This is a genomic window from Curtobacterium sp. AB7, from assembly GCF_044909335.1.
Taxonomy (GTDB): domain Bacteria; phylum Actinomycetota; class Actinomycetes; order Actinomycetales; family Microbacteriaceae; genus Curtobacterium.
The window spans coordinates 19,059-42,096 of sequence record NZ_JBIYED010000011.1; the positions used below are offsets into that span (position 1 = coordinate 19,059).

The window sequence follows — 23,038 nt, forward strand, 5'->3', positions numbered from 1 at the left end:
TCAGCGCCCGTCGCGCCAGCTGTGCTCGGGGGCGTAGCCGAGCAGCTCGCGGGCCTTCTCGGACGACAGCAGCGAGCTGACGCCGTCGATGTCCGCGCGACGCTCGATGTCGGGCACGTAGCGCTCGACGAGCTCGATCGTCGGGGTGTCCATCACGGTGTCGGGGCTCGCGATGACGAACGCCTCGAACCCGGTGAGCTCGGCCTCGACGGCCTTGCGGACCGCCTGGGCGCCGTCACGCGAGTCGATGTACGACCACAGGTTGAAGGTCTTCGCCTCGGGGGTGGCGTCCCACGGGAACGCCGGGTAGTCGGTCTCGTCCATCACGTTCGAGAACCGCAAGCCGATCATCTTCAGCTCCGGGTCCCAGCGGGTGAAGTGGCGGGCCATCTCCTCTTCGACTGCCTTGCCGAGCGAGTACGACGACTGCGGGCGAACCGCGAACTCCTCGTCGACGGGCAGGTAGGGCGGGTGGTGCTCGCCCATCGGGATGCCGAGCAGGGTCTCGCTCGACGCCCACACCAGGTTCTTGATCTTCGCGGCACGTGCGGCGTGGAAGACGTTGATCGACGCCGTGACGTTGTTCGTGATGAGCGCCACGTCGGGGACCTGCCCCGGAGCGGGCACGGCCGCGAGGTGCACGACGGCGTCCACGTGGTCGTACCGGTCGTCGATGCCGAGCAGGGCGTTCAGGACTTGGCCGTAGTCGGTCAGGTCGATCCGGACGAACTGCACGCCCTCGGGCTGGTCGGGGGAGGGGACGCGGTCGAGCAGCACCACGTCGTACCCGTGCGCATCGAGGTCGCGCACCACCGCTCGTCCGAGCTTGCCGCTGCCGCCGGTCACCACTACACGCGTCATCGCGTCACTCCACATCCTCGTCGGGTCGCCCTTCGGGCACGGCCCATCCTGCCCGGTGCCGCCTGACCCGACCAGGCCCTGTCCGTACCCCGCTCGGCAATGTGCCCGCAGGATTTCAGATCTCACGTGTCATATGACAGTCTCGATCTCATGCTTCGATGGGGATGCGGCGCAGTCGCGGTCATGACGCTGCTGGCTGTCGCCGGCTGCGCGCATGTGTCTGACTGGACGCCGACTCGATCAAGCAGCGACCGGAGTATCGCGATCATCGACGGGGGCATGAGGCCAGCGGGCAAGGTCCAGTTCTCGGTGGCTGGCTCGTGGACCGTTCCCGGCCTTCCGAGCGAGCCTGTTGATGGACACGCCGATCTCCTCGCCGCAGTGATCGGAAAGCTCGGGGATGCTGCGCCGTCGCTCCTGGACGTCCGGGTGGCGACTCCGGGTCACGCGGCGACCCCGGATTCGATCGCACAAGGGCTCGACTGGGCCGTGGGCCGAGGGGTCGACATCGTGTTGATAGCGCTCAGCGGTCGTTCTGACTCGGTCACCCTCCGACAGGCGTTGCGTCACGCCGACCACAACGGCGTCCTCGTGGTGAGCAGCCTGCGGAACGAGTTGGTCGGTGCATCGTCGTTCCCTGCGGATCACGAGTCCGTGCTCTCCGTGTCGAGCGTCGACGAAGCCTTCGCGCGGGCCGCGACATCGCCGCGCGACGGTGACGTCAGCGCGCTCGGCGTGGAAGTCGACCTCGGAGATGGACGGGTGATCTCCGGTACCAGCATCGCTGCGGCTTCTGCCGCCGCTGCGGTGGTCCGGTGCGGTCCGCCGTCCGCATCGCGAAGCGACCTGATCCGTGACGCGCAGCGTCGCGGGCTCCGAGACGACCGCGGCGTCCCAGTGCTGCGGTGCACCGAAAGGAACAAGCAATGAAGCTCTTCAAGCGGGCAGCGCCCGTCGGCATCCTCGTGACCGTGGCCATGGTCTTCGGCCTCGTCACACCGGCCTCTGCAGAATCGCTGGAGCCCGACCAGGGCGAAGCAGTCGTCGATGTGTCTGTGGTCATGCAGGGGATGCCAGCCGACGAGGCGTCGGTCTCGACTCAGATCGAGTCTGAGCTCGGGCTCGAGGGTGAGGCCGTCGTGTCGATCGACGCCTACGAGATCGACGAGGTGCGTGTCGAGACAGAGCAGGAGGGCGAGGTCCTCCAGGACACGTACTCGATCAGTGACGTCACGATCGTCGATGACGAGAACTTCTCGGCGCTGCTGACGTCTGATTCGACCGGTGAAACACACTTCATCGACACATCGGTAGCCGAAGCTCAGGTGCTTCCGCTCATCCTCGTGGTGCTGGCACGCGTGGGGATCCAGATGGCCATCCGTCAGTTCTCGAAGGCCGCGATCCAGAGCGCAGCGAAGAAGTACGCTCTCTCGCTCGCAACGAAGAAGTGGACGCACATCATGGCGTCGAAGCACAATTGGCGCTACGTCGGGGGGACGACGCGAGCGAAGGTGGCTGATCTGATGAGCAAGGCCGTGGTCAATGGACGCTCTTCGAAAGCTCGTGACCACATCGACTACACCTGGGGGTACAAGGGCCGGACGATCACCGTCCGGACATCAACGGGTGGCCACATCAGCAACGGATGGGTGAAATGAGCAGCATCGCTGACCTGGTCGACGCGGGCAAGATCGGTGACGCCGTGCAGCAAGCTCGTGGGCTCACCCCGCAGCGGGTTCGCGAACTCCTGTTCGCGTCTGGAGGCTTCATGCGGGACTCAGGGCCGTACGACGAGTTCCTCCGTCGCTGGTACGCCACGCTCGAGAGCCCGTACCTGCGAGCAGAAGCGGCCGATTGGTTCTGCCAGGCCTACCTGACCGAGCTCGCCGACGTCCCCGGCGCGGAAGAGCACGGCGCGGCATTGGCGACTGAGTCGAAGCGTGACGTGCTCGAACACCTCGCGAGTGAGATGCGGGGGCGGAACATCTCGGATTGGTCGACCTCTCCGGAGGAGCCTCTGTCGAAGGCGCAGGTTCGTGCCTGGGTCGACGCGTCGTACGTGCTGGCCTCGGTGCGGTTGCCCTGACCGTCGCGTGACCTGAGCCGCCGCGCGAACCAGGTTCCGGACACGACACCACGGAATCGCACGGTGCTGTGTCCGGAACCTGGTTCCGGCGGGGATCGCCCGGGAGCAGCGTCAGGCGGTGGGGGCGACCTGGGCGATCGCGAGCCGGGCGACGAGCTCGACGTGCTGCGCCATGTCCCTGGACGGGTCGAACAGCCACTGGATCTGCATGCCGTCGGACACGGCGAGCAGCACGCTCGTCAGCTCCTCGGCATCGACGTCGGCGCGGAGCCGGCCGTCCTGCTGCATGGTGCGGAAGTCGGCGGACAGGTCGCGACGGCTGCGCTCGTAGCGCTCCTGGAAGTACGCGTGGGCCGGGTGCTCGGGGTCGGTCGCAGCGGCCGCGGAGAGGTTGACGAACATCTGCACCAGGCCGGGGACCTCGGCGTTGTGCCGGACGATCGCGGCGAGCAGGGCGGCCGGGTCCGGTGCCTGCCAGTCGTGCTGCAGGTCCATCTCGTCGCGTCGTCGCAGGATCTCGACCCAGAGCTCGTCCTTGGAGTCGAAGTAGTGCAGCAGGCCGGCCTGGGTCAGCCCGACGGCATCGGCGATGTCCTTGATGCTGGTGCGGCGGAACCCCTGCGAGGCGACGAGGTCGAGCGCGACCGTGAGGATCTCCTCGCGCTTCGCGATGCCCTTCGCGTACGAACCCCGTCGTGCCATGGCAGGACTGTACCGCTCGGAGTGCACACGGAAAACCTAGCCGTGCTTGGTTTTGGTGTTACGGTGGCACCAGCCGCCGACGAAGGCGTGCGAGTCACCGATGCAGGTGGCGTCCCTGAGAAGAGGTTGCAGTGGCTGGCGATGCCCTGACCATCAACGACACCCCGACCGCAGTCGCACCCACGCGCGGCCGAGGTGCCCCGCTCATGTACACGCTCGGCATGCCGATCGCGATGCTCGGCCTGTACATCGCGCTGCTGCCGCCGGTGCTGGTCGCCATGGCGCTCAAGGTCGCCGAGATCGCGCCGGACAACCAAGCGGGTGTGCTCGGCCTGGCACTCGGTGTCGGCGCGTTCGCCGCGATGGTCGCCAACCCCCTGGCCGGTCGCTTCAGCGATCGGACTGCCGGGAGGCTCGGCATGCGTCGTCCGTGGATCATCGGTGGCACCGTGGTCGGCTTCGCGGGCCTCGTGGTCGTCGCGACGACCACCTCGACCGTCGTGCTGGTGATCGCGTGGGGCGTCACGCAGGTCGCCTACAACGCCACGATCGCCGCCCTGACCGCGGTCCTGCCGGACCACGTCACGCGGTCCCAGCGCGGCCGGGTCGCGGCGCTGCTCGGGCTCTCCCAGAACCTCGCGCTCGTCGGCGGCACGTTCCTCGTGCAGCTCTTCTCGACCTCGGCGACGCAGATGATCATCCCCGGTGCGATCGGGTCGATCGTCGTCGTGCTCTACGCGCTCGTGTTCCGCGACCGCGTGCTCACCAACCGGCCGACGTCGAAGCTCAGCGTCGGGCAGGTCTTCGGCTCGTTCGTCTTCAACCCCGTGAAGCACCCGGACCTCGGCTGGGCCTGGCTCACCCGGTTCCTGATGGTCGCTGCGCAGTACACCGCGGTGAGCTACCTGACGTACTTCCTGCGGGACGACATCGGCGTGGACCCGGACCACGTCGCGAACGCGGTGTTCCAGGGCACGCTGTGGAACGTCGTCGGCATCGTCCTCACCTCGCTCATCGCCGGCTGGCTGTCGGACAAGCTCGGCCGCCGCAAGCTGTTCGTCGCGATCGCGGGCATCGTCGGCGTGGTCGGGCTCGTGATCATCGCGCTCGCGCCGTCGCTCGGCACGGTCCTGGTCGGCGAGTTCGTGATGGGTGCCGGCATGGGCGTCTTCTACGCCGTCGACCTGGCGCTCATCACCGACGTGCTGCCGTCCGACGAGGACAACGCGAAGGACCTCGGCGTCGTCAACATCGCGCAGGCCCTGCCCCAGTCGATCGTGCCCGCTGCGGCCCCGGGCGTCATCGCCCTGACCGGCGGGTACAGCGGCTTCTTCATCACCGGCGCCGTCGTCGGACTGCTCGGCATCGTCTCGGTGTCCCGCATCCGCGGCGTGCGCTGACCACGTTTCCCCAGGCTCTGAACGAAAGGACCGACCACCGTGACTACCGTGAACGACGTGACACCTGCCTCCAGTACGGCCGAGCGCATCGACGCGCTCGTCGACCAACTGACCACCGACGAGAAGGTGCAGCTCCTGACCGGGCGCGACTTCTGGACCACCTGGCCCATCGAGAAGATCGGGCTGCGCCGGATCCTGATGTCGGACGGCCCCTCGGGCGTCCGTGGTGAGGTCTGGGACGAACGCGACCCGTCGCTGAACCTGCCCTCGGCGACCGCCCTGTCGGCGTCGTGGGACCGCGCGATCGCGAAGCGCTACGGCGCCGCAGCAGCCGTCGAGGCACGCCGCAAGGGCGTCGACGTCGTCCTCGGCCCGACCATCAACCTGCACCGCTCGCCGCTCGGCGGCCGGCACTTCGAGGCGTTCAGCGAGGACCCGGTCCTGACCGGCGACCTGGCTGCGTCGTACGTCGACGGTGTGCAGGAGAACGGCGTGGCCGCGACCCCGAAGCACTACATCGCGAACGACTACGAGACCGACCGCTTCACCGCGTCGACCGAGGTCTCCGACCGGGCGCTGCGCGAGCTGTACCTGCTCGCGTTCGAGAAGGCCGTGACCGAGGCGCACGCCTGGGCGATCATGTCGTCGTACAACTCGATCAACGGCGTCACCGCGTCGGAGCACGACCTGCTCGAGACGCCGCTGAGCTCGGAGTGGGGCTTCGACGGCATCGTCGTGTCCGACTGGACCGGCGTGCGTTCGGTCGACTCGGCGAAGGCGTCCCAGGACGTCGCGATGCCCGGGCCGAACCAGTGGTGGAGCGAGGGACCGCTGCTCGCCGCCGTGCAGTCCGGTGCCGTGCCGATCGAGGCGATCGACCGCAAGGTCCGCCGCATCCTGACCCTGGCCGCCCGCGTCGGCGCACTCGAGGGCTTCGAGCCCGTGGCCGCGCAGCCGGTGCACGTCGAGGACGGCGTCGCCTTCGTGCGCGAGGCCGAGGCCGAGGGCACCGTCCTCGTCCGCAACACCGGCGTGCTGCCGCTCGACGCGCCCGCCGTCTCCCGCATCGCGGTCATCGGCCACAACGCCGACCAGGCCCGCACGCAGGGTGGTGGCTCGGCCACGGTCGTGCCGTCGCAGGTCGTGTCGCCGCTCGACGGGATCCGTTCGGCGTTCCCGGGCGCCACGATCGACTACGCGATCGGTGCCGTCGTGCAGGAGGGCATCGCGGAGTTCCCGCTGTCCACCATCACGAACCCCGGCACCGGCGAGCCCGGCGCCCGCGTCGCCTTCGTCAAGGACGGCGAGGAGCTGTACGTCGAGGACCGGCGCGCCACGGCGCTGTTCTGGTTCGGCGGCGACGCCCCCACGCGCGAGGCCGACCGGCTCGACATCACCACGACCTACACCGCGCCGTCCACCGGCACCGTGCGGATCGGCATCGGTGCGGCCGGCCGGTCGCGGATGTGGATCGACGGCGAGCTCGTGCTCGACGAGGACGTGCCCTTCGAGGGGGACCAGCTCGGCGCGGCCTTCCTCAACCCGCCGGCACGTTCGGTGCCCGTGTCGGTGACGTCCGGGCAGCAGGTCGCGATCCGCATCGAGTACGACGTCATCCAGGACGAGACCCTCGGCGGCGTGCTCGCGTACCAGTTCGGCACCGAGCCGTCCGACGAGGACCCGTCGGTGCTCATCGATGCCGCAGTCGAGGCTGCCCGAACGGCCGACGTCGCCGTGGTGGTCGTCGGCACGAACTCGAAGGTCGAGTCCGAGGGCTACGACCGCTCGTCGCTCGCGCTGCCCGGGCACCAGGACGACCTGGTGCGCGCGGTCGTGGCGGCGAACCCGAACACGGTCGTCGTCGTGAACGCCGGCTCGCCCGTGGAGATGCCGTGGCGGAACGACGTCGCCGCGGTCCTGCTCACCTGGTTCGGCGGACAGGAGTACGGCAACGCCCTGGCCGACGTCCTGACCGGCGCGCAGGAACCGGGCGGTCGACTGCCCACCACCTGGCCGGTCGCGATGGCGGACGTGCCCGTGCTCGACGTCACCCCGGTCGACGGCAAGGTGTCGTACGACGAGGGTGTCCACATCGGGTACCGCGCCTGGCTCCGTGCCGGCATCACGCCGGCGTACCCGTTCGGGCACGGCCTCGGCTACACCACGTGGAGCATCGACGGCGTGGTCGCGACGCCGACCGTGTCCGAGGGCGACGCGGTCATCGTCACGGCGACGGTCGCGAACACCGGGCAGCGTGCCGGCAAGCACGTCGTGCAGGTCTACGCCTCGCGGGAGTCGTCGGCGGTGGACCGTCCGGCGCGGTGGCTCGTCGGGTTCGCCCCGGTCCGCCTCGGCGCGGGGGAGTCCACCGAGGTCTCGATCGAGGTGCCGGCCCGCGCGTTCGCGCACTGGGACGGGGCCTGGCAGTACGAGCCCGGCACCTTCACGCTGCACGTCGGAGCCTCGGTCACCGACGAGTCCGGGAGCGCGGCCCTCGAACTGGAGTGACCAGTTCGTCCGGTTTCCGCGCGCCGACGACGCCTGTTGAGTAACATCGACGTGCGCCAGTCGGCTGGTTACCGTCGGCGCACGCACCGACTACGGGGTCGCTGGTTGTGCGACTCAGCCTCCTGATCCGGCTGACGATGCCCCAGCTTCCCCGGTGCGTCCAGAATGCGTCCCCGCGTCCGCGCGGGGGCGCATTCGTTCGTCCGGACCGTTTCCGTCCTGGAAGGGGTGCGGCGAACCGGTTGACGGACTTCGTGCAATCCGGGCAAAACGGATGACGGATGATCAACTTTTTCGTCCTGAGGCCGCGACTGAGTGTGACAAACCGCTCGGTAGGTGGAACGATGGTCCCACCATCCCGTGCGGATCAGGGACGAGATGGTCATCCGGCAGGGCTCTCGAGCATCACCGACTCGATCTGAGCCCCGCCGGATGTCCTGATCCGTTCTCAGGCCCGCAGCGCCGGCGCGATCTCCTCGGCGACGATGCGCAGGATCCGCTCGTGGGCGGCCACGTCCCCGTTCGCGGGCAGGGTGATCACCAGCTCGTCCGTCGCGGTGACGGCGGGATCGGCGAGCAGCGCGTCGACGATGGCGGCCGGCTCGCCGGACAGGACCTTGCTGAACCGGAACGGCGGGCCGGAGAGCGGCCGGCCCTCGTCGTCCATGCCCGAGGCGTACCCGGTCAGGAACTCCTCGTGGACCGCGCGGTCGTGGTCGTCGAGCAACGGCACGACGATGCGGCCGACGGCGACCTTCGACGGACGGCCGGTCCCACCGTGCAGCTCGGCGAACCGCTCCCGGTACGCGGCGATCTGGTCGGCCTGCGCCTGGGCGAAGGGTGCACCGGTGTCCTCGGTGTTCAGGGTCGAGCAGTGCAGGAGCAGCCCCTTCTCGGCCGTGCGCACCGCCGTGCCCATGCTCCCGCCGCCCCACCACACGCGGTCGCGCAGGCCGGGGCTGAGCGGCTGCAGGGTCAGGTCCGCACCGGCCGGGATGCTCTCGTAGCCAGAGCCGGCGCTGCCGAGAGCGTCGCCGTCGAGCACCTCGAGCAGCCGGGCAGCCCGGGCCTCGGCCTCGTCGCGGAACGAGCGGTCGACGGCGCCGAACACCGGGTCCAGGATCGGCCCGTACCCGGCGATGCCCGTGCTGATGCCGAGCTGCACACGCCCGCTGCTCAGCAGGTCGACCGTGCTGGCGTCCTCGGCGAGGCGCACCGGGTCCTCGTAGCGCATGCCGAGCACCGCGGTGCCGAAGGCGATGGTGCTGGTTCGCTGGGCCGCGGCGGCGAAGAACGTCATCGGGCTCGTCAGGAAGGGCTCGAAGTGGCGGCCACGGACCCAGCCCGTGCCGTAGCCGAGGGTCTCGGCCGTCTCGAACAGCCGCAGACCGTCCTGCAGGGCGCTCGCCGCACCCGCAGTGCCGCCGTGGTTCGGGACGAAGGTGAGGAAGCCGAGTTCGCGCATGACGCGAGTCTATGCGCGCGTATGGAGCCGGGCCTCCCGGTCGGCCGTACCGACCACCTCGTCACCGCAGCCTGGGAGGATGGGGCCATGACCGACGTCACCACCGTGCCCCCACTCGTCGCCGCGATCCCGGCGGCGGTGGACGGCGTCGTCGACGCCGACGAGGTCTACGAGGCCTTCGCCGCCTGGGCAGCCGAGGGCGGCCGGCCGCTGTACCCGGCGCAGGACGAAGCGGTCATCGAGCTCGTGTCCGGTGCGAACGTCGTGCTGAGCACCCCGACCGGCACCGGCAAGTCGCTCGTCGCGGCCGGCGCGCACTTCGCCGCGCTCGCCGAGGGCAAGCGGAGCTACTACACGGCACCGATCAAGGCGCTCGTCTCCGAGAAGTTCTTCCAGCTGGTCGAGCTGTTCGGCGCGCAGAACGTCGGCATGGTCACCGGCGACTCCAGCGTGAACGGGGATGCCCCCATCGTCTGCTGCACGGCCGAGATCCTGGCGAACCTCGCCCTGCGCGAGGGACCTGACGCCGACGTCGACGTCGTGGTGATGGACGAGTTCCACTTCTACGGCGACCCCGACCGCGGCTGGGCGTGGCAGGTGCCGCTGCTCGTGCTCGAGCGCGCGCAGTTCCTGCTGATGTCCGCCACCCTCGGCGACGTCACCACCATCGCCGACGACCTGTCACGGCGCACCGGCCGACCCACCGCCCGCGTGACCGGGGTCAGCCGACCGGTGCCGCTCGAGTACGAGTACGTGATGACGCCCGTGCAGGAGACCGTCGAACGGCTGCTGGAGGAGGGCAAGGCGCCGATCTACATCGTGCACTTCGCCCAGGCCGCGGCGCTCGAACGGGCGCAGTCGTTGATGTCGGCGAAGGTCGCTGATCGGGCGCGCCGAGACCAGATCGCGGAGGCGATCGCGGGCTTCCGGTTCAGCGCGGGGTTCGGACAGACCCTGTCGCGCCTGATCCGCGCCGGCATCGGCGTCCACCACGCCGGCATGCTGCCCAAGTACCGACGGCTCGTCGAGCAGCTCGCACAGCGCGGGCTGCTGCCCGTCATCTGCGGCACCGACACCCTGGGCGTCGGCATCAACGTGCCGATCCGGTCCGTGCTGTTCACCGGACTGACGAAGTTCGACGGCACGAAGATGCGGCAGCTGTCCGCACGCGAGTTCCACCAGATCGCCGGCCGTGCCGGACGCGCCGGGTACGACACCGAGGGTGACGTCGTCGCCGAGGCCCCCGAGCACGACATCGAGAACGCCCGTGCGGTCGCCAAGGCCGGCGACGACCAGAAGAAGAAGAGCAAGATCAAGCGGAAGAAGGCGCCGGAGGGGTTCGTGTCCTGGGGGCAGGCCTCGTTCGACCGGCTCATCGGCGCCGAACCGGAGCCGATGGTCTCGCGGATGCGCATCACGCACGCGATGGTGCTGTCGGTGGTGGCTCGCGGTGGTTCGGCGTTCGACGAGGTGCGCTCGCTGGTGTTCGACAACCACGAACCCCGTGCGCGGCAGCTCGCGATGGCCCGGCGGGCACTCGTCATCGCGCGGACACTCGTGAACGCACAGGTGATCGAGAAGGTCGACGGGGTCTACCGGCTCACCGTCGACCTGCAGTCGAACTTCGCCCTCAACCAACCCCTGTCGCCCTTCGCGCTCGCCGCGTTCGAGCTGCTCGACCCTTCTTCGCCGACGTACGCCCTGGACATGGTCTCGATCGTCGAGGCGACACTGGACGACCCGCGGGCGATCCTGTCGCAGCAGCAGTTCAAGGAGCGTGGCGAAGAGGTCGCCCGCATGAAGCGCGAGGGCATCGAGTACGAGGAGCGGATGGAGCTGCTGGAAGAGGTCACCTGGCCCAAGCCGCTCGACGAGCTGCTGACGGCGGCCTACGAGGCGTACTCGGCGGAACAGCCCTGGGTCCTCGACTTCGCACTCTCGCCCAAGGCCGTCGTCCGCGACATGTACGAGCGCGCGATGACCTTCGGCGACTTCGTGCGGTTCTACCAGCTCACCCGCTCCGAGGGGCTCGTGCTCCGGTACCTGTCGGACGCTTACCGGACCATGCGGCAGACCATCACCGAGGAACAGCGGAACCAGGAGCTGGACGACCTGATCGAGTGGCTCGGCGAGGTCGTGCGGCAGACCGACTCCTCGCTCGTCGATGAGTGGGAAGCGCTGCTCAACGGTGACGTGCTGCTCGCCCTCGCCGAGGAGCAGGAGATCGCGCCGCCGCAGCCTGCACGGCTCACCGGGAACGTGCGGGCCTTCACCGTGCTCGTGCGGAACGCGCTGTTCCAGCGGGTGCTGCTCGCCGCACGCGACGACGTCGACGGGCTCGGGGCGCTCGACGCCGCTGCCGGGTTCGACGGCGACGCGTGGGACGCGGTGCTCGAGGAGTACTACGAGGAGCACGACACCATCGGCACCGACGCCGAGGCGCGGTCCATGTCCTACCTGGTGCTCGACCAGGCGGGCGCGACGGGTGTGGGTGCTGGTGCTGGTGCTGGGGCGTCGAGCCCGTCGCGTGTTTGGCGCGCTCGGCAGATCTTCGCGGACCCGTCCGGTGACAAGGACTTCGGGTTCTCGGCGACGATCGACCTCGACGCCTCGGACGAAGCCGGCGAGGCCGTGGTCCGGGTCACCGAGATCGGTCGGTTCGACGGGTGGGCCGACGTGGACGTGGACTGATGCCGGCCGGTGCTGGCTCGTTCGTCGTGCGAGCGCTCGGTGCGGACGACGTCGACGCGCTGCAGGTGCTGCTCGAGACCGTGCCGGGCTACGCCGAGCGGATCACCGGGTACCCGCCGGGGCCGTCCGACGCGCTGAGTGCACTCGTGTCGGTGCCGGACGGCTTCGACCCCGTGGGCAAGCACGGGATCGGTCTGTGGGACGGCGACTCGCTCGTGGCGTTCGCGGACGTGCTGCTCGGGTACCCGGCGCCGACCACGGCGTACATCGGACTGCTCGTGGTCCGCGGCGATCGGCAGGGGTCCGGCCTCGGTCGGGTCCTGCACGAGTCCCTCGTGTCCCTGGCAGCCGACGCCGGCGCCGACCGCCTGCGACTGGGGATCGTGGCGACGAACGCGGCCGGTGCCGAGCCGTTCTGGCGGGCGCTCGGGTACGCGCCGACGGGGGAGCGGAAGCCGTACCGGTACGACGGGCTCGAGAGCACGGTGGCGCTCTGGGAGCGGGCGGTCTGATCCTCGTGGGTCAGGGACGGACGAGGCCCTTGGCCACCAGGCTCCGAGCCGCCGCCACGATCGCCTCGTGCGGGTCGCGAGGTGTCCAGCCGAGCACGGTGCGGGCTCGCTCGTTCGAGGTGCGCTTGGCGGAGCCGAGGTCGGGCACCATCGCACGGAACTGCGGCTGTGTCTCGGCCGCGGTTCGCACGACGTCGTCGGGCAGCGTCTGCGTCGGGACCGCGTGTGCGTCGTCACCGAGGTGCTCGCGCAGGGTGGCGGCGATCTCGGCCATCTCGAGCGCCGGACCGTTCGAGAGCAGGAACCGCTTGCCCGCCGCGTCCGGTTCGGTCGTGGCGGTGACGTGCGCCGCGGCGACGTCGCGCACGTCGACGACGGGGATGAACAGTCGCGGCGTCGCGGGCATCGCGCCGGAGAGCATGGTCTGCAGGATGTGGTTCGCGCCGGACACCGTGTGTCCCATCGCCGGTCCCATCACCGCGACCGGCATCGTCGTGACGAGCTCCGGCGCACCGGGCTCGGACGCGACGAAGTCCCAGGCGGCGCGTTCGGCGAGGGTCTTGCTCTTCCCGTAGGCGTCGACTCCGGGCCCGTCGAGCACCGTCCAGTCCGCCTCGGTGAACACGTGATCGGAGTGCGGATGGCCCCAGCTGACCGCGTGGAAGGCCGAGGTCAACACGACGCGATCGACTCCGGCAGCGTGTGCGGCGCGCAGCACCCGCAGCGTCCCCTCCACGGCCGGACGGATCACCGAGTCCTCGTCCTCGACGTGGCCGGGCATCACCGGCGAGGCGACGTGGTGCACGATGTCGATGTCCGCGACCGCCTGAGACCATCCGTCATCGGACGTCAGGTCGGTGGCGACGAACTCCAGCCGGTCGTCGGCGGTCAGGCCGGCTTCGGCGAGGACCGCACGGACCGTGGGTTCACGGTCGAGGGACCGGATCGTGGTGCGGACGCGGTGTCCGGCGTCGAGCAGCTGCAGGATCAGGTGGCCGGCGATGAAGCCGGAGCCGCCGGTGACCAGGACGTGTTCGGTGTTCTCCATGCGTCCAGCATCGCCAGCAGTCCCGACGCGGACCAGTGCCTCGGTGTTCCTGGGTCTCCGAGACCCAGGCTGACCGAGGGCGGACGCGCTGGCCCGAGACTCGCGGTGAGCGACGGTTCTCGGGCGCGCGGCCGCGAGATCAGTCGCTCAGGCCGAGACTCGGCCACCGGCCAGGGGTGGCCGCGTCAGAAGAGCGTGGCCGGCGGGGTCGCCTCGGGCAGTGCGGACGGCTCGGTGACCTCGACTCCGGGCCAGCCCGGACCGTGCGGCACGTCGGTGTGGTTCTGGTACGCGGTGGCGGCACCACGGGCGCGGACGTCGGCGGCCTCGTTCATCTCGTGGCCGACGTGCCCGCGGACCCACTCGAACGTGACCTTGCGGCCCTGCAGCTCGGCGTCGAGCTCCTTGATGATCTCGACGTTCACGACCGGCTTGCCGTCGGCCTTGCGCCAGTTCTTCCGCTTCCAGCCAGCCAGCCACTCGGTGCAGGCCTTGATGGCGTACTGGCTGTCGCACAGGATGTGCAGCGGCTCGCCGGTGTCCTTCGTCGCGCGGAGCAACTGGAGGACGGCGGTGAGCTCGCCGATGTTGTTCGTCGCGCGCGGCCAGCCACCGGCGGCCCAGCGGTCGTCGTCGACGTACCAGGCCCAACCGGCGGGGCCGGGGTTGCCGAGGGCTGAGCCGTCTGCTGCGGCGACGATCGTCACGAAGGGACCTCCTGGTCGGGGCTGGTGCCCGTCGAGCGTAACGGACGGTCGAGCACCGTCCGTGCCGAGGTCATCGGCGCGCGGGATCGAGGTTCAGCGTGCTGCCCTCGAGCAACCAGTCGTCGGCGCGGGTCTCCAGGTACGGGTTGAGCCACTGCACCTCGGCCGGCGTGATGCCGAACCGCTGCGCGACGGTGGTCAGCTCGTCGCCGTGTGCCACCAGGTAGTCGGCCGGGCTGCCGTCGGAGTCCGTCACGATGCCGTACGCCCCCGGTCGGTCCTTGCCCACGGTGACGCGCAGGTCGGGGTAGGGGTTCGGGATCTTCCAGTCCAGGGCGCTGGCGGCCAGCACCGATCCCACCCACGGGCGCATCGACGGGTCTTCGTCCGGCACCGAGGCAGGGACGAGGACGACACTCTGCAAGTAGTCCGGTCGTGCACCGGCGTCGTGCATGACCACGGTCTTCGGCGGCCCGGAGGCGGCGGTCCACTCGGTCGTGTCCCGCGCCGACGCGTCACCGCCGTCGAGCGGGCTGGCGGTCCGGTGCCGGAACTGCAGGCTCATCTGCTGCGGTTTGGTCGTGCGGTAGTCGGACAGCTGCGCGGTGAACGTACCCATGTCGTTCGCCACGATGCGCACGTGGATGCTCGTGTCACCGCTCGGGGATGTGATGTCGGTCTCCGCCGCGACCGTGCCCGTGGGCAGGACCTGCTCGACCTCGTCCGCGTTGCCGCCGACCTGCTCGGTCGTGAGCGTCGGATCGGGGATCGGCTCCGCGGTGCGCTCGGTGGCCTGTCGGGTCGGCTTCGGCAGGGTGCCGTCCCCGCCGAACGCCGTGCAGCCCGTCAGCAGCAGCCCCACCATCGCCGTGCCGATCACCGCGCTCGCCGCGGTTCGCATCCGTGTCATCGTTCCCCCACGGCAGGAGCGTACCGCCGGGGTCCAGCCCGATCGATGGTCGTGACCGAACTGGTACTCGGGGCACACGGACTACCGTCCGGGACATGAGCGACAGCATCCCGGAGACGCCGGAACCCGACTCGACCGACACCGCGTACAGCCCGTCGAGCGAGCGGGAGACCGAAGCGTCGCAGACGAACCAGCGCAGCGACGCCGAGCTCGAGGCGGACGGCATCGACACGTCCAAGATCACCGCCGCACCGGGAACGGGCGGCGCGGACGACGCCGGCGACGTCGAGCCCGCACCGGGCGACCTGCACCTGCCGTGGCAGTCGGAGGAGGACCGCCGGGGCTAGCCGGACACCCGGTCGAGTTCGCGCACGAGTTCCTCGCCGTCGCGGACGTCCCAGAACGCGAACACCTGCGGTCCGAACAGTCCGTCGAGTCCGGTGTTCGCGTAGATCTTGGCGGTCGCTCCGCCGCCGAAACGCCGCCACTCCGCTCGGATCGCCGGTGTTCCACTCCACCGAACAGTGTCGTCGGCCCCTGGTCCAGGTGACGGTACGGTCGGTGCGTCCGACCGGGACCTCGCGGGTGGTGCTCGGCCCGATGATCAGCGCGCGGCGGTCGGTGACGGCGTACACCATCGTGCGCTTGCGGTGGACCTTCACGAAGAAGCGGCCGAACACCAGGTGCAAACCGACGATCGAGAAGACGATCGGGATGATCGCGCCCACGCCGAGGGAGCCGTTGCGCACGATGTCGACCATCGAGAACGCGACGAAGCTGGTCCACAGCAGCGAGAACGGCACGAGGAAGGCGTCTCGCCCCGAGAAGAGCTTCGCCGGGTCGCTCGTGCCGGCCCAGTACAGGTGCTCGTCGGGTCGGAGGTGCTCGCGGGCGGTCTGCTGAGGATCGTTCACTCCGAAGAACCTACGCCGTCACGCACGCTCCGCGTCACGAGACCGAGTCGGGGTGGGAGCCCGTCCGCTGCCCGGACTCGAGTGTCGCGATCGCCGCGAGCTCGTCGTCACCGAGGACGAAGCAGTCGGCCTCGAGGTTCGACCGGATCCGCGACGGCGTCACGGACTTCGGCAGCACCACGACCCCCTGCTGCACGTTCCACCGGACGAGGACCTGCGCGACGCTCACCCCGTGGGCGTCTGCGATGCCGGTCAGGATCGGTTCGTCGATCAGCCGACCGCGACCGAGCGGCGACCAGGCTCCGGTGACGATGTCGTGCTGCTGGTGGAAGGCGATGAGCTCGCGCTGGGGGAGCCACGGGTGCCGCTCGACCTGGTTGAGCGCCGGGACCTCGCCCGTCTCGTCGATGAGCCGCTGGAGGTGCGGCACCTGGAAGTTCGAGACCCCGATGCTCCGTGCCCGGCCGGAGTCGCGCAGTTCGACGAGCGCGCGCCAGGTGTCGACGTAGCGGTCGTTCGCCGCGGCTGGCCAGTGGATCAGGTAGAGGTCGACCGCGTCGAGCCCCAGCCGCTCGAGGCTGCCGTCGAAGGCCCGCAAGGTCGCGTCGCGCCCCTGGTGGTCGTTCCACACCTTGGTCGTCACGAAGACGTCGTCACGGTCGAGCCGGGAGGCCCGGATCGCCTTGCCGACGCCGGTCTCGTTGCCGTACATCTCGGCCGTGTCGACGTGCCGGTAGCCGGAGTCGAGCGCGAGACCGACCGCCGTCTCGGCCTCGGCGTCGTCGACCTTGTAGACGCCGAACCCGATCGCGGGGATCGCGTTGCCATCGCGCAGGGGAAGTGAACCGACCATGCACCCATCCTGCCGGTGCGTGGCGGGCGCGCGTCGGGCCTCCCGGCCATCTGTGGAGAACGCGACCCGCTCGTGGGAAGCACGTTCCTTCCCATACGGGCCGCGATCGCGAACGCAATCGGGCGTACCTGGTCAGAACTTCCGACCAGGTACGCCCGATTCGACCAGGTACGCCGAAAGTCCGCCCCGCTCAGGTCGGCAGGACCACCGGCTCGGTGTCGGGGATGGGGCTGGCGTCACGGCCGCGCAGGTCGGGCAGCCAGCGCTTGGCCCCGAGCGCGACGACGACACCCACCCCGGCCATGACCGCACCGACGGTGAAGCCGCCGATCGAGCCGCTGCTGTCGATCAGGAAGCCGGCGACCGCGGAACCGCCCGCGGCACCGATGAGCTGACCGGTGCCCATCCAGCCGTAGGCCTCGGCGGTGTCGGAGAACTTGACGGTGGCGGAGACCGAGCCGAACATCACCGCGAGTGCCGGCGCGATGCCGATGCCCGCGATGATGAGGGCCAGGCAGAGCCACCAGAAGCTCGTGCCGCCCAGGGCGAGCGCGAGACCGACGAAGACGATCGCCATGCGCGTCCACAGGGTGTTGGGGGAGATCGGACGGTGGCCGAAGGCCAGGCCGCCGAACAGTGAGCCCACCGCGAAGACGGCCAGGACGATGCCGGCGTTCGGACTGCCCTCGCCGAAGACGCTGGTGACGCTGGCCTCGACCGCGGCGCACGCCCCGATGAGCAGCAGACCGGTCAGGGTGGCGACGACGACCGACGGGCGCTTCAGCACCACGCCGAACGCGCGCTTCGAGCGCGGGATGCGGACGCGGCCGAGCTCGGGTGAGGCGATGAACCACGTACCGCCGACCACCAGGAAGACCATCGCGACGACGATCGCCTCGACCGTGCCGACCTGGGTCGCGACGAACGTGGTGATGACCGGGCCGGCGACCCAGATGAGTTCCTGGGCGCTGGCGTCGAGCGAGAACAAGGGAGTGAGTTGCGACGAGGTCACCATCTTGGGGTAGATGGTGCGCACCGCCGGCTGCACGGGCGGGACCGCGAGGCCGCCGAGGAACCCGACCACCACGTAGCCCCAGAGCGGCATGAGGACGAAGCCGATGACCCCCATGCTCAGGAGCGCGACGATGCTCGTCAGGATGAGGACGGGGCGCATGCCCCAGCTGCCCATCCACCGGCTGGTGAGCGGGCCCGCCAGCGCCTGCCCGACACTCGTCGTCGCGAGCACCAGGCCTGCGGCGCCGTAGGAGTGGAAGACGTGCTCGACGTGCAGCAGGTAGGCCAGCGAGAGCATCCCGAACGGGAAGCGCGCGGTGAGCTGTGCAGCGATGACGCGACCCACGCCGGGGGTCTTCAGGAGGGGGCCGTACGTACTCACGAGACGAGTGTACGGACCGGACGGATCGGGGTGTCACCCGTCCGGGGGAGGTGTGGATCGCGGTCCGTTCGTGACGCACCCGCGACACGCCGACGCGCTGATTCCACACTTGTGGATCGAACCTGTCCACGGGTGTGGGGAAGTGTCGGTGGTCCGCTGGAGAATGGCGGAATCACGGGCCTCTCCGAGCTGTTCACACTGTGGAGGAGCTTGTGGAGAACTACACGGCTGTAACACTGCCTCTTGTGGTCGGTGACTCCGCCAGCCACTAGATGTAGTGTGGAGCCATCGCAGCGGCCCTTCCCGGACACGACTGCGGACAGGCATCAGCACCACCTCCACAGCACAGCAGAAACCAGTAGGAACCAGGGGAGAACATGGCCGTCACCGTCTACACCAAGCCGTCCTGCGTCCAGTGCACAGCGACGTACCGGGCCCTCGACAACAAGGGCATCGAGTACGAAGTGCACGACGTCTCCACCGACGAGGCAGCCCTCGAGCACGTCAAGAGCCTGGGCTACATGCAGGCCCCCGTCGTCGTCACGGACGACGACCACTGGTCGGGCTTCCGCCCCGACAAGATCGCGACGCTCAGCGCCGAACTGGTGTAGTCGTCTCCCGTCCTGTGGACGGTCACCCGGTTCCGTTCAGGAGGCCCGGATCACCGCCCACAGGACACCCTCCGGTCCGCCTGTTCCGCACCTTCACCACAGGAGCGCACCATGAGCCGATTGGTCTACTTCTCGAGCGTGTCCGGGTACACCGCACGCTTCGTCGAGAAGCTCGGCCGCGACGCGGACCGGATCCCGCTCTACCCGAGCGAACCCTTCCTCCACGTGGACGAGCCCTACGTCCTGTTCCTGCCCACCTACGGTGGCGGCAACGGCGAGGGCGCGGTCCCCAAGCAGGTCATCAAGTTCCTCAACGACGCGCACAACCGCTCGCTCATCCGCGGTGTGGTCGTCGGCGGCAACACGAACTTCGGCGAGGCCTACGGCCTGGCAGGGGACGTCATCGCACGGAAGTGCAACGTCCCCCTTCTCTACAGATTCGAACTCTTCGGGACCCCTGACGACGTGTCGGCGGTCAACTCAGGATTGGATGCATTTTGGACGCAGCAGTTGCAGACGTCGATCTGACGTCGCCGCAGACGGGGATGGACTACCACTCCCTCAACGCGATGCTCAACCTCTACGACGCGGACGGGAACATCCAGTTCGACAAGGATCGTGAGGCCGCCAAGCAGTTCTTCCTGCAGCACGTCAACCAGAACACCGTCTTCTTCCACAACCTGAAGGAGCGGCTCGACTACCTGGTCGAGAACGAGTACTACGAAAAAGCCACGATCGACATGTACTCGCTGGACTTCATCCAGCGACTCAACGACCTGGCGTACTCGAAGAAGTTCCGGTTCCAGACGTTCCTCGGTGCGTTCAAGTACTACACGAGCTACACGCTCAAGACGTTCGACGGCAAGCGCTACCTCGAGCGCTTCGAGGACCGCGTCGTCATGACCGCCCTCGGCCTGGCCCAGGGCAACGAGCAGCTCGCCGTCGACCTCGTCGAGGAGATCGTCGCCGGCCGCTTCCAGCCCGCCACCCCGACGTTCCTCAACACGGCGAAGGCCCAGCGCGGCGAACTCGTCTCCTGCTTCCTGCTGCGCATCGAAGACAACATGGAGTCGATCTCGCGCGGGATCAACTCGTCGCTGCAGCTCTCGAAGCGCGGCGGCGGCGTGGCCCTGCTCCTCTCCAACATCCGTGAGGCCGGCGCCCCGATCAAGCAGATCGAGAACCAGTCCTCGGGCATCATCCCCGTGATGAAGCTGCTGGAAGACTCCTTCTCCTACGCGAACCAGCTCGGTGCGCGTCAGGGTGCCGGTGCCGTCTACCTGTCGGCGCACCACCCCGACATCATGAAGTTCCTCGACACCAAGCGCGAGAACGCCGACGAGAAGATCCGCATCAAGACGCTGTCCCTCGGCGTCGTCGTGCCGGACATCACGTTCGAGCTCGCGAAGAACAACGAGGACATGTACCTGTTCTCGCCGTACGACGTCGAGAAGGTCTACGGCGTCCCGTTCGGCGACGTCCCGATCTCCGAGAACTACCGCGCGATGGTCGACGACTCGCGCATCAAGAAGACGAAGATCAAGGCGCGTGACTTCTTCACGACCATCGCCGAGATCCAGTTCGAGTCCGGCTACCCGTACATCGTGTTCGAGGACACGGTGAACAAGGCCAACCCGATCAAGGGTCGGATCAACATGTCCAACCTGTGCTCGGAGATCCTGCAGGTCAACACCCCGACGACCTTCAACGAGGACCTGTCCTACAAGGAGATCGGCAAGGACATCTCCTGCAACCTCGGGTCGTTGAACATCGCGCTGACGATGGACTCGCCGGACTTCGGCAAGACGATCGAGACCGCGATCCGTGGCCTGACGTCCGTGTCGCAGATGTCGCACATCGCCTCGGTGCGTTCCGTCGAGGACGGCAACGACAAGTCGCACGCCATCGGCCTCGGCCAGATGAACCTGCACGGTTACCTCGCTCGTGAGCGCGTCTACTACGGCTCCGAAGAGGGCATCGACTTCACGAACATCTACTTCTACACGGTGCTGTTCCACGCCCTTCGTGCGTCGAACAAGATCGCGATCGAGACCGGCGAGACCTTCGACGGCTTCCGTGACTCGAAGTACGCGTCGGGTGAGTTCTTCGACAAGTACACCGACCAGGCGTGGACCCCGGCGACCCCCCGCGTTGCGTCGCTGTTCGACAACGCGAACATCACGATCCCGACGCAGGACGACTGGAAGGCGCTGAAGGCGTCCGTCCAGGAGCACGGCATCTACAACCAGAACCTGCAGGCAGTCCCGCCGACCGGTTCGATCTCGTACATCAACCACTCGACGTCGTCGATCCACCCGATCGCGTCGAAGATCGAGATCCGCAAGGAAGGCAAGCTCGGCCGCGTCTACTACCCGGCGCCGTTCATGACGAACGACAACCTGGACTACTACCAGGACGCGTACGAGATCGGTGCCGAGAAGATCATCGACACGTACGCCGCGGCGACGCAGCACGTGGACCAGGGCCTGTCCCTGACGCTGTTCTTCAAGGACACCGCCACCACGCGTGACATCAACAAGGCGCAGATCTACGCATGGCGCAAGGGCATCAAGACGATCTACTACATCCGTCTGCGCCAGCTCGCCCTCGAGGGCACCGAGGTCGAGGGCTGCGTCAGCTGCATGCTGTAGAGCTGCTGCTCTCTTCCTGGAGGCGCGGGGCGGGCCCCGCCCCGCGCCTCCAGTCCGTCATCAGATCACCATCTCGAATCCGGAAGACAATCCCATGACCCTCACCGACCCGGTCCACGCCACGGGCAAGTCCATCCCGCTGATCAGCTCGGTCAGTGCCATCAACTGGAACCGCATCCAGGACGACAAGGACGTCGAGGTCTGGAACCGGCTGGTCAACAACTTCTGGCTGCCCGAGAAGGTGCCGCTGTCGAACGACGTGCAGTCGTGGAACACGCTGACACCGGCAGAGCAGCAGCTCACCATGCGGGTCTTCACCGGCCTGACGCTGCTCGACACCATCCAGGGCACCGTCGGCGCGATCAGCCTGATCCCCGACGCGATCACCCCGCACGAAGAAGCCGTCTACACGAACATCGCGTTCATGGAATCGGTGCACGCGAAGAGCTACTCGTCGATCTTCTCGACGCTGGCCTCGACGCCCGAGATCGACGACGCCTTCCGCTGGTCCACCGAGAACGTGAACCTGCAGAAGAAGGCCCAGATCGTCCTCGACTACTACACCGGTGACGACCCCCTGAAGCGCAAGGTCGCTTCGACGCTGCTCGAGTCGTTCCTGTTCTACTCCGGCTTCTACCTGCCGATGTACTGGTCCTCGCGCGCGAAGCTCACCAACACCGCTGACCTGATCCGCCTGATCATCCGCGACGAAGCCGTCCACGGGTACTACATCGGGTACAAGTTCCAGAAGGGCCTCGAGGGCGCTTCCGAAGAGCGCAAGCAGGAGATCAAGGACTACACGTTCAACCTGCTCTTCGAGCTCTACGAGAACGAGGTGCAGTACACGCAGGACCTCTACGACCAGGTCGGGCTGACCGAGGACGTCAAGAAGTTCCTGCACTACAACGCCAACAAGGCGCTGATGAACCTGGGCTACGAGCCGATGTTCCCCAAGGAGACGACGGACGTGAACCCGGCGATCCTGTCGGCGCTGTCGCCGAACGCGGACGAGAACCACGACTTCTTCTCGGGGTCCGGGTCGTCGTACGTCATCGGCAAGGCGGAGAAGACCGAGGATGAGGACTGGGACTTCTGATCCTGGTCTGACGCGTGGGGACGCCCCGTCGGCTTCGGTGGCCCGACAGCCTTCCAGTTGGCCGTTGCATCCGTGAAGTTGGCCAAGGCTCGGACGACTTGGCCTCGACGGCGCCGAGTTGGCCAGTTTTTCTCGGTGCCGCGTTTGAGGCGGAGTTAGGGGGGTGAGCTCTCCGACATCGGATGGTCGAGCGAGTCCGTTGGTAGTACACGCAGAAGGGTGAGGGTGATGGCTAGAACGCCCCGTGCTCGTCCCGTGGACATCGCGCCCTCACCTTGGCCCGATCGTCCAACCAAGGATCCGTTGGGCGAATACGCTCGCCGATGGGTGCTCCGGCTGCTGGAAGTTATCGACGACCGCTCTATCCGATCAGTTGCGGATGCAGCTGGGCTTCATCATGCGACTCTTGACGCGATTGTTGCTGGGCGCGTGTGGCCGGACCTGGCGACGATCCGCAAGCTCGAGCTGTCTACGGGGACAGTGATCCACGCGCAGCTCGGCGGCCCGGGTGGCTCTGGGAGCGTAAGCGGTAGCCGCCGGAGGGTCGTGAGTTTCGGGCGCTGAACCGTACCGCGTCAAAATCGTGCGCTAGAGCGTCCGTGTGCTGGACGCCCGTAGGCTTGCCCT

At 68.3% G+C, this 23,038-nt stretch carries 21 protein-coding genes; 13 read left to right on the forward strand and 8 right to left on the reverse strand.

Annotation, left to right across the window (positions count from 1 at the left end; all coding sequences use genetic code 11):
* Window positions 1-861: an NAD(P)-dependent oxidoreductase gene (locus ABH929_RS16785; RefSeq protein ID WP_111086594.1), complete on the reverse strand. Its 861-nt coding sequence runs from the start codon at window positions 859-861 to the stop codon at window positions 1-3.
* A gap of 183 nt (window positions 862-1,044) precedes the next feature.
* Between ABH929_RS16785 and ABH929_RS16790 the strand changes: the two genes are divergently transcribed.
* From ABH929_RS16790 to ABH929_RS16800, 3 genes are read left to right on the forward strand one after another with little or no spacing between them, the layout of a single operon-like run.
* Window positions 1,045-1,791: a S8 family serine peptidase gene (locus ABH929_RS16790; RefSeq protein ID WP_404562029.1), complete on the forward strand. Its 747-nt coding sequence runs from the start codon at window positions 1,045-1,047 to the stop codon at window positions 1,789-1,791.
* On the forward strand, window positions 1,788-2,519 hold the full coding sequence (locus tag ABH929_RS16795; protein ID WP_404562031.1) for an SAR2788 family putative toxin: 732 nt from the start codon (window positions 1,788-1,790) through the stop codon (window positions 2,517-2,519). The genes ABH929_RS16790 and ABH929_RS16795 overlap by 4 nt, the downstream gene beginning before the upstream one ends.
* Window positions 2,516-2,947: a hypothetical protein gene (locus ABH929_RS16800; RefSeq protein WP_404562033.1), complete on the forward strand. Its 432-nt coding sequence runs from the start codon at window positions 2,516-2,518 to the stop codon at window positions 2,945-2,947. The genes ABH929_RS16795 and ABH929_RS16800 overlap by 4 nt, the downstream gene beginning before the upstream one ends.
* A gap of 111 nt (window positions 2,948-3,058) precedes the next feature.
* On the opposite strand, the gene ABH929_RS16805 is transcribed toward ABH929_RS16800, so the two are convergent.
* A complete protein-coding gene (locus tag ABH929_RS16805; RefSeq protein ID WP_123294964.1) occupies window positions 3,059-3,649 on the reverse strand; it encodes a TetR/AcrR family transcriptional regulator in 591 nt (196 codons plus the stop codon).
* Between the two features lie 131 nt (window positions 3,650-3,780).
* Between ABH929_RS16805 and ABH929_RS16810 the strand changes: the two genes are divergently transcribed.
* A complete protein-coding gene (locus tag ABH929_RS16810; protein WP_263091405.1) occupies window positions 3,781-5,049 on the forward strand; it encodes an MFS transporter in 1,269 nt (422 codons plus the stop codon).
* Between the two features lie 48 nt (window positions 5,050-5,097).
* Window positions 5,098-7,557, forward strand: coding sequence for a glycoside hydrolase family 3 protein (locus ABH929_RS16815; RefSeq protein WP_404562080.1), 2,460 nt, complete (start codon window positions 5,098-5,100; stop codon window positions 7,555-7,557).
* Between the two features lie 448 nt (window positions 7,558-8,005).
* Here the strand turns inward: ABH929_RS16815 and ABH929_RS16820 are convergent, their stop codons facing one another.
* Window positions 8,006-9,022 (reverse strand): LLM class flavin-dependent oxidoreductase, encoded by a 1,017-nt coding sequence (locus ABH929_RS16820; protein WP_404562035.1) that lies wholly within the window; start codon window positions 9,020-9,022, stop codon window positions 8,006-8,008.
* 87 nt (window positions 9,023-9,109) lie between these two features.
* Between ABH929_RS16820 and ABH929_RS16825 the strand changes: the two genes are divergently transcribed.
* Both ABH929_RS16825 and ABH929_RS16830 read left to right on the forward strand, forming a co-directional pair.
* On the forward strand, window positions 9,110-11,713 hold the full coding sequence (locus tag ABH929_RS16825; protein WP_404562037.1) for a DEAD/DEAH box helicase: 2,604 nt from the start codon (window positions 9,110-9,112) through the stop codon (window positions 11,711-11,713).
* Window positions 11,713-12,225 (forward strand): GNAT family N-acetyltransferase, encoded by a 513-nt coding sequence (locus ABH929_RS16830; protein WP_404562039.1) that lies wholly within the window; start codon window positions 11,713-11,715, stop codon window positions 12,223-12,225. Before ABH929_RS16825 ends, ABH929_RS16830 begins: the two co-directional genes overlap by 1 nt.
* A 10-nt stretch (window positions 12,226-12,235) precedes the next feature.
* On the opposite strand, the gene ABH929_RS16835 is transcribed toward ABH929_RS16830, so the two are convergent.
* The 3 genes from ABH929_RS16835 to ABH929_RS16845 form a co-directional block, all read right to left on the reverse strand.
* Complete coding sequence (locus ABH929_RS16835) at window positions 12,236-13,273, reverse strand: SDR family oxidoreductase (RefSeq protein WP_404562041.1); 1,038 nt, start codon at window positions 13,271-13,273, stop codon at window positions 12,236-12,238.
* Window positions 13,274-13,458: 185 nt separating this feature from the next.
* Window positions 13,459-13,980, reverse strand: coding sequence for a ribonuclease H (locus tag ABH929_RS16840; RefSeq protein WP_404562042.1), 522 nt, complete (start codon window positions 13,978-13,980; stop codon window positions 13,459-13,461).
* Window positions 13,981-14,050: 70 nt separating this feature from the next.
* Window positions 14,051-14,881, reverse strand: a complete 831-nt coding sequence (locus ABH929_RS16845; RefSeq protein WP_263091411.1) for a hypothetical protein — start codon at window positions 14,879-14,881, stop codon at window positions 14,051-14,053.
* 104 nt (window positions 14,882-14,985) lie between these two features.
* Here ABH929_RS16845 and ABH929_RS16850 point away from each other — a divergent pair, with 104 nt between their 5' ends.
* Window positions 14,986-15,237 (forward strand): hypothetical protein, encoded by a 252-nt coding sequence (locus ABH929_RS16850; protein WP_205463137.1) that lies wholly within the window; start codon window positions 14,986-14,988, stop codon window positions 15,235-15,237.
* Between the two features lie 214 nt (window positions 15,238-15,451).
* The gene (locus ABH929_RS16855) at window positions 15,452-15,793 is read left to right on the forward strand and encodes a hypothetical protein (RefSeq protein ID WP_404562045.1); all 342 of its coding nucleotides are present in this window, start codon (window positions 15,452-15,454) and stop codon (window positions 15,791-15,793) included.
* A 45-nt stretch (window positions 15,794-15,838) separates the two neighbouring features.
* Here the strand turns inward: ABH929_RS16855 and ABH929_RS16860 are convergent, their stop codons facing one another.
* Both ABH929_RS16860 and ABH929_RS16865 read right to left on the reverse strand, forming a co-directional pair.
* Window positions 15,839-16,657 (reverse strand): aldo/keto reductase, encoded by an 819-nt coding sequence (locus ABH929_RS16860; RefSeq protein ID WP_263091413.1) that lies wholly within the window; start codon window positions 16,655-16,657, stop codon window positions 15,839-15,841.
* 190 nt (window positions 16,658-16,847) lie between these two features.
* Window positions 16,848-18,053 carry an MFS transporter gene (locus ABH929_RS16865; protein WP_263091414.1) on the reverse strand — a complete coding sequence of 402 codons (1,206 nt, stop codon included), beginning with the start codon at window positions 18,051-18,053 and terminating at the stop codon, window positions 16,848-16,850.
* A 377-nt stretch (window positions 18,054-18,430) separates the two neighbouring features.
* On the opposite strand from ABH929_RS16865, the gene nrdH reads away from it, so the two are divergent.
* The 4 genes from nrdH (at window position 18,431) to nrdF (ending at window position 22,411) form a co-directional block, all read left to right on the forward strand.
* Complete coding sequence (gene nrdH, locus ABH929_RS16870) at window positions 18,431-18,664, forward strand: glutaredoxin-like protein NrdH (RefSeq protein ID WP_404562046.1); 234 nt, start codon at window positions 18,431-18,433, stop codon at window positions 18,662-18,664.
* Between the two features lie 111 nt (window positions 18,665-18,775).
* The gene (gene nrdI, locus ABH929_RS16875; protein ID WP_071291227.1) at window positions 18,776-19,192 is read left to right on the forward strand and encodes a class Ib ribonucleoside-diphosphate reductase assembly flavoprotein NrdI; all 417 of its coding nucleotides are present in this window, start codon (window positions 18,776-18,778) and stop codon (window positions 19,190-19,192) included.
* Between the two features lie 17 nt (window positions 19,193-19,209).
* The gene (gene nrdE / locus ABH929_RS16880) at window positions 19,210-21,315 is read left to right on the forward strand and encodes a class 1b ribonucleoside-diphosphate reductase subunit alpha (RefSeq protein ID WP_404562047.1); all 2,106 of its coding nucleotides are present in this window, start codon (window positions 19,210-19,212) and stop codon (window positions 21,313-21,315) included.
* A 94-nt stretch (window positions 21,316-21,409) separates the two neighbouring features.
* The gene (nrdF, locus tag ABH929_RS16885; RefSeq protein ID WP_111086559.1) at window positions 21,410-22,411 is read left to right on the forward strand and encodes a class 1b ribonucleoside-diphosphate reductase subunit beta; all 1,002 of its coding nucleotides are present in this window, start codon (window positions 21,410-21,412) and stop codon (window positions 22,409-22,411) included.
* Window positions 22,412-23,038 lie beyond the last annotated feature (627 nt).

Coding starts and splice junctions, on each gene's coding strand:
- ABH929_RS16785 (WP_111086594.1), bottom strand. CDS start 861: ATGACGCGTGTAGTGGTGACCGGCGGCAGCGGCAAGCTCGGACGAGCG.
- ABH929_RS16790 (WP_404562029.1), top strand. CDS start 1,045: ATGACGCTGCTGGCTGTCGCCGGCTGCGCGCATGTGTCTGACTGGACG.
- ABH929_RS16795 (WP_404562031.1), top strand. CDS start 1,788: ATGAAGCTCTTCAAGCGGGCAGCGCCCGTCGGCATCCTCGTGACCGTG.
- ABH929_RS16800 (WP_404562033.1), top strand. CDS start 2,516: ATGAGCAGCATCGCTGACCTGGTCGACGCGGGCAAGATCGGTGACGCC.
- ABH929_RS16805 (WP_123294964.1), bottom strand. CDS start 3,649: ATGGCACGACGGGGTTCGTACGCGAAGGGCATCGCGAAGCGCGAGGAG.
- ABH929_RS16820 (WP_404562035.1), bottom strand. CDS start 9,022: ATGCGCGAACTCGGCTTCCTCACCTTCGTCCCGAACCACGGCGGCACT.
- ABH929_RS16825 (WP_404562037.1), top strand. CDS start 9,110: ATGACCGACGTCACCACCGTGCCCCCACTCGTCGCCGCGATCCCGGCG.
- ABH929_RS16830 (WP_404562039.1), top strand. CDS start 11,713: ATGCCGGCCGGTGCTGGCTCGTTCGTCGTGCGAGCGCTCGGTGCGGAC.
- ABH929_RS16835 (WP_404562041.1), bottom strand. CDS start 13,273: ATGGAGAACACCGAACACGTCCTGGTCACCGGCGGCTCCGGCTTCATC.
- ABH929_RS16845 (WP_263091411.1), bottom strand. CDS start 14,881: ATGCGAACCGCGGCGAGCGCGGTGATCGGCACGGCGATGGTGGGGCTG.
- ABH929_RS16850 (WP_205463137.1), top strand. CDS start 14,986: ATGAGCGACAGCATCCCGGAGACGCCGGAACCCGACTCGACCGACACC.
- ABH929_RS16860 (WP_263091413.1), bottom strand. CDS start 16,657: ATGGTCGGTTCACTTCCCCTGCGCGATGGCAACGCGATCCCCGCGATC.
- nrdH (WP_404562046.1), top strand. CDS start 18,431: ATGGCCGTCACCGTCTACACCAAGCCGTCCTGCGTCCAGTGCACAGCG.
- nrdI (WP_071291227.1), top strand. CDS start 18,776: ATGAGCCGATTGGTCTACTTCTCGAGCGTGTCCGGGTACACCGCACGC.
- nrdE (WP_404562047.1), top strand. CDS start 19,210: ATGGACTACCACTCCCTCAACGCGATGCTCAACCTCTACGACGCGGAC.
- nrdF (WP_111086559.1), top strand. CDS start 21,410: ATGACCCTCACCGACCCGGTCCACGCCACGGGCAAGTCCATCCCGCTG.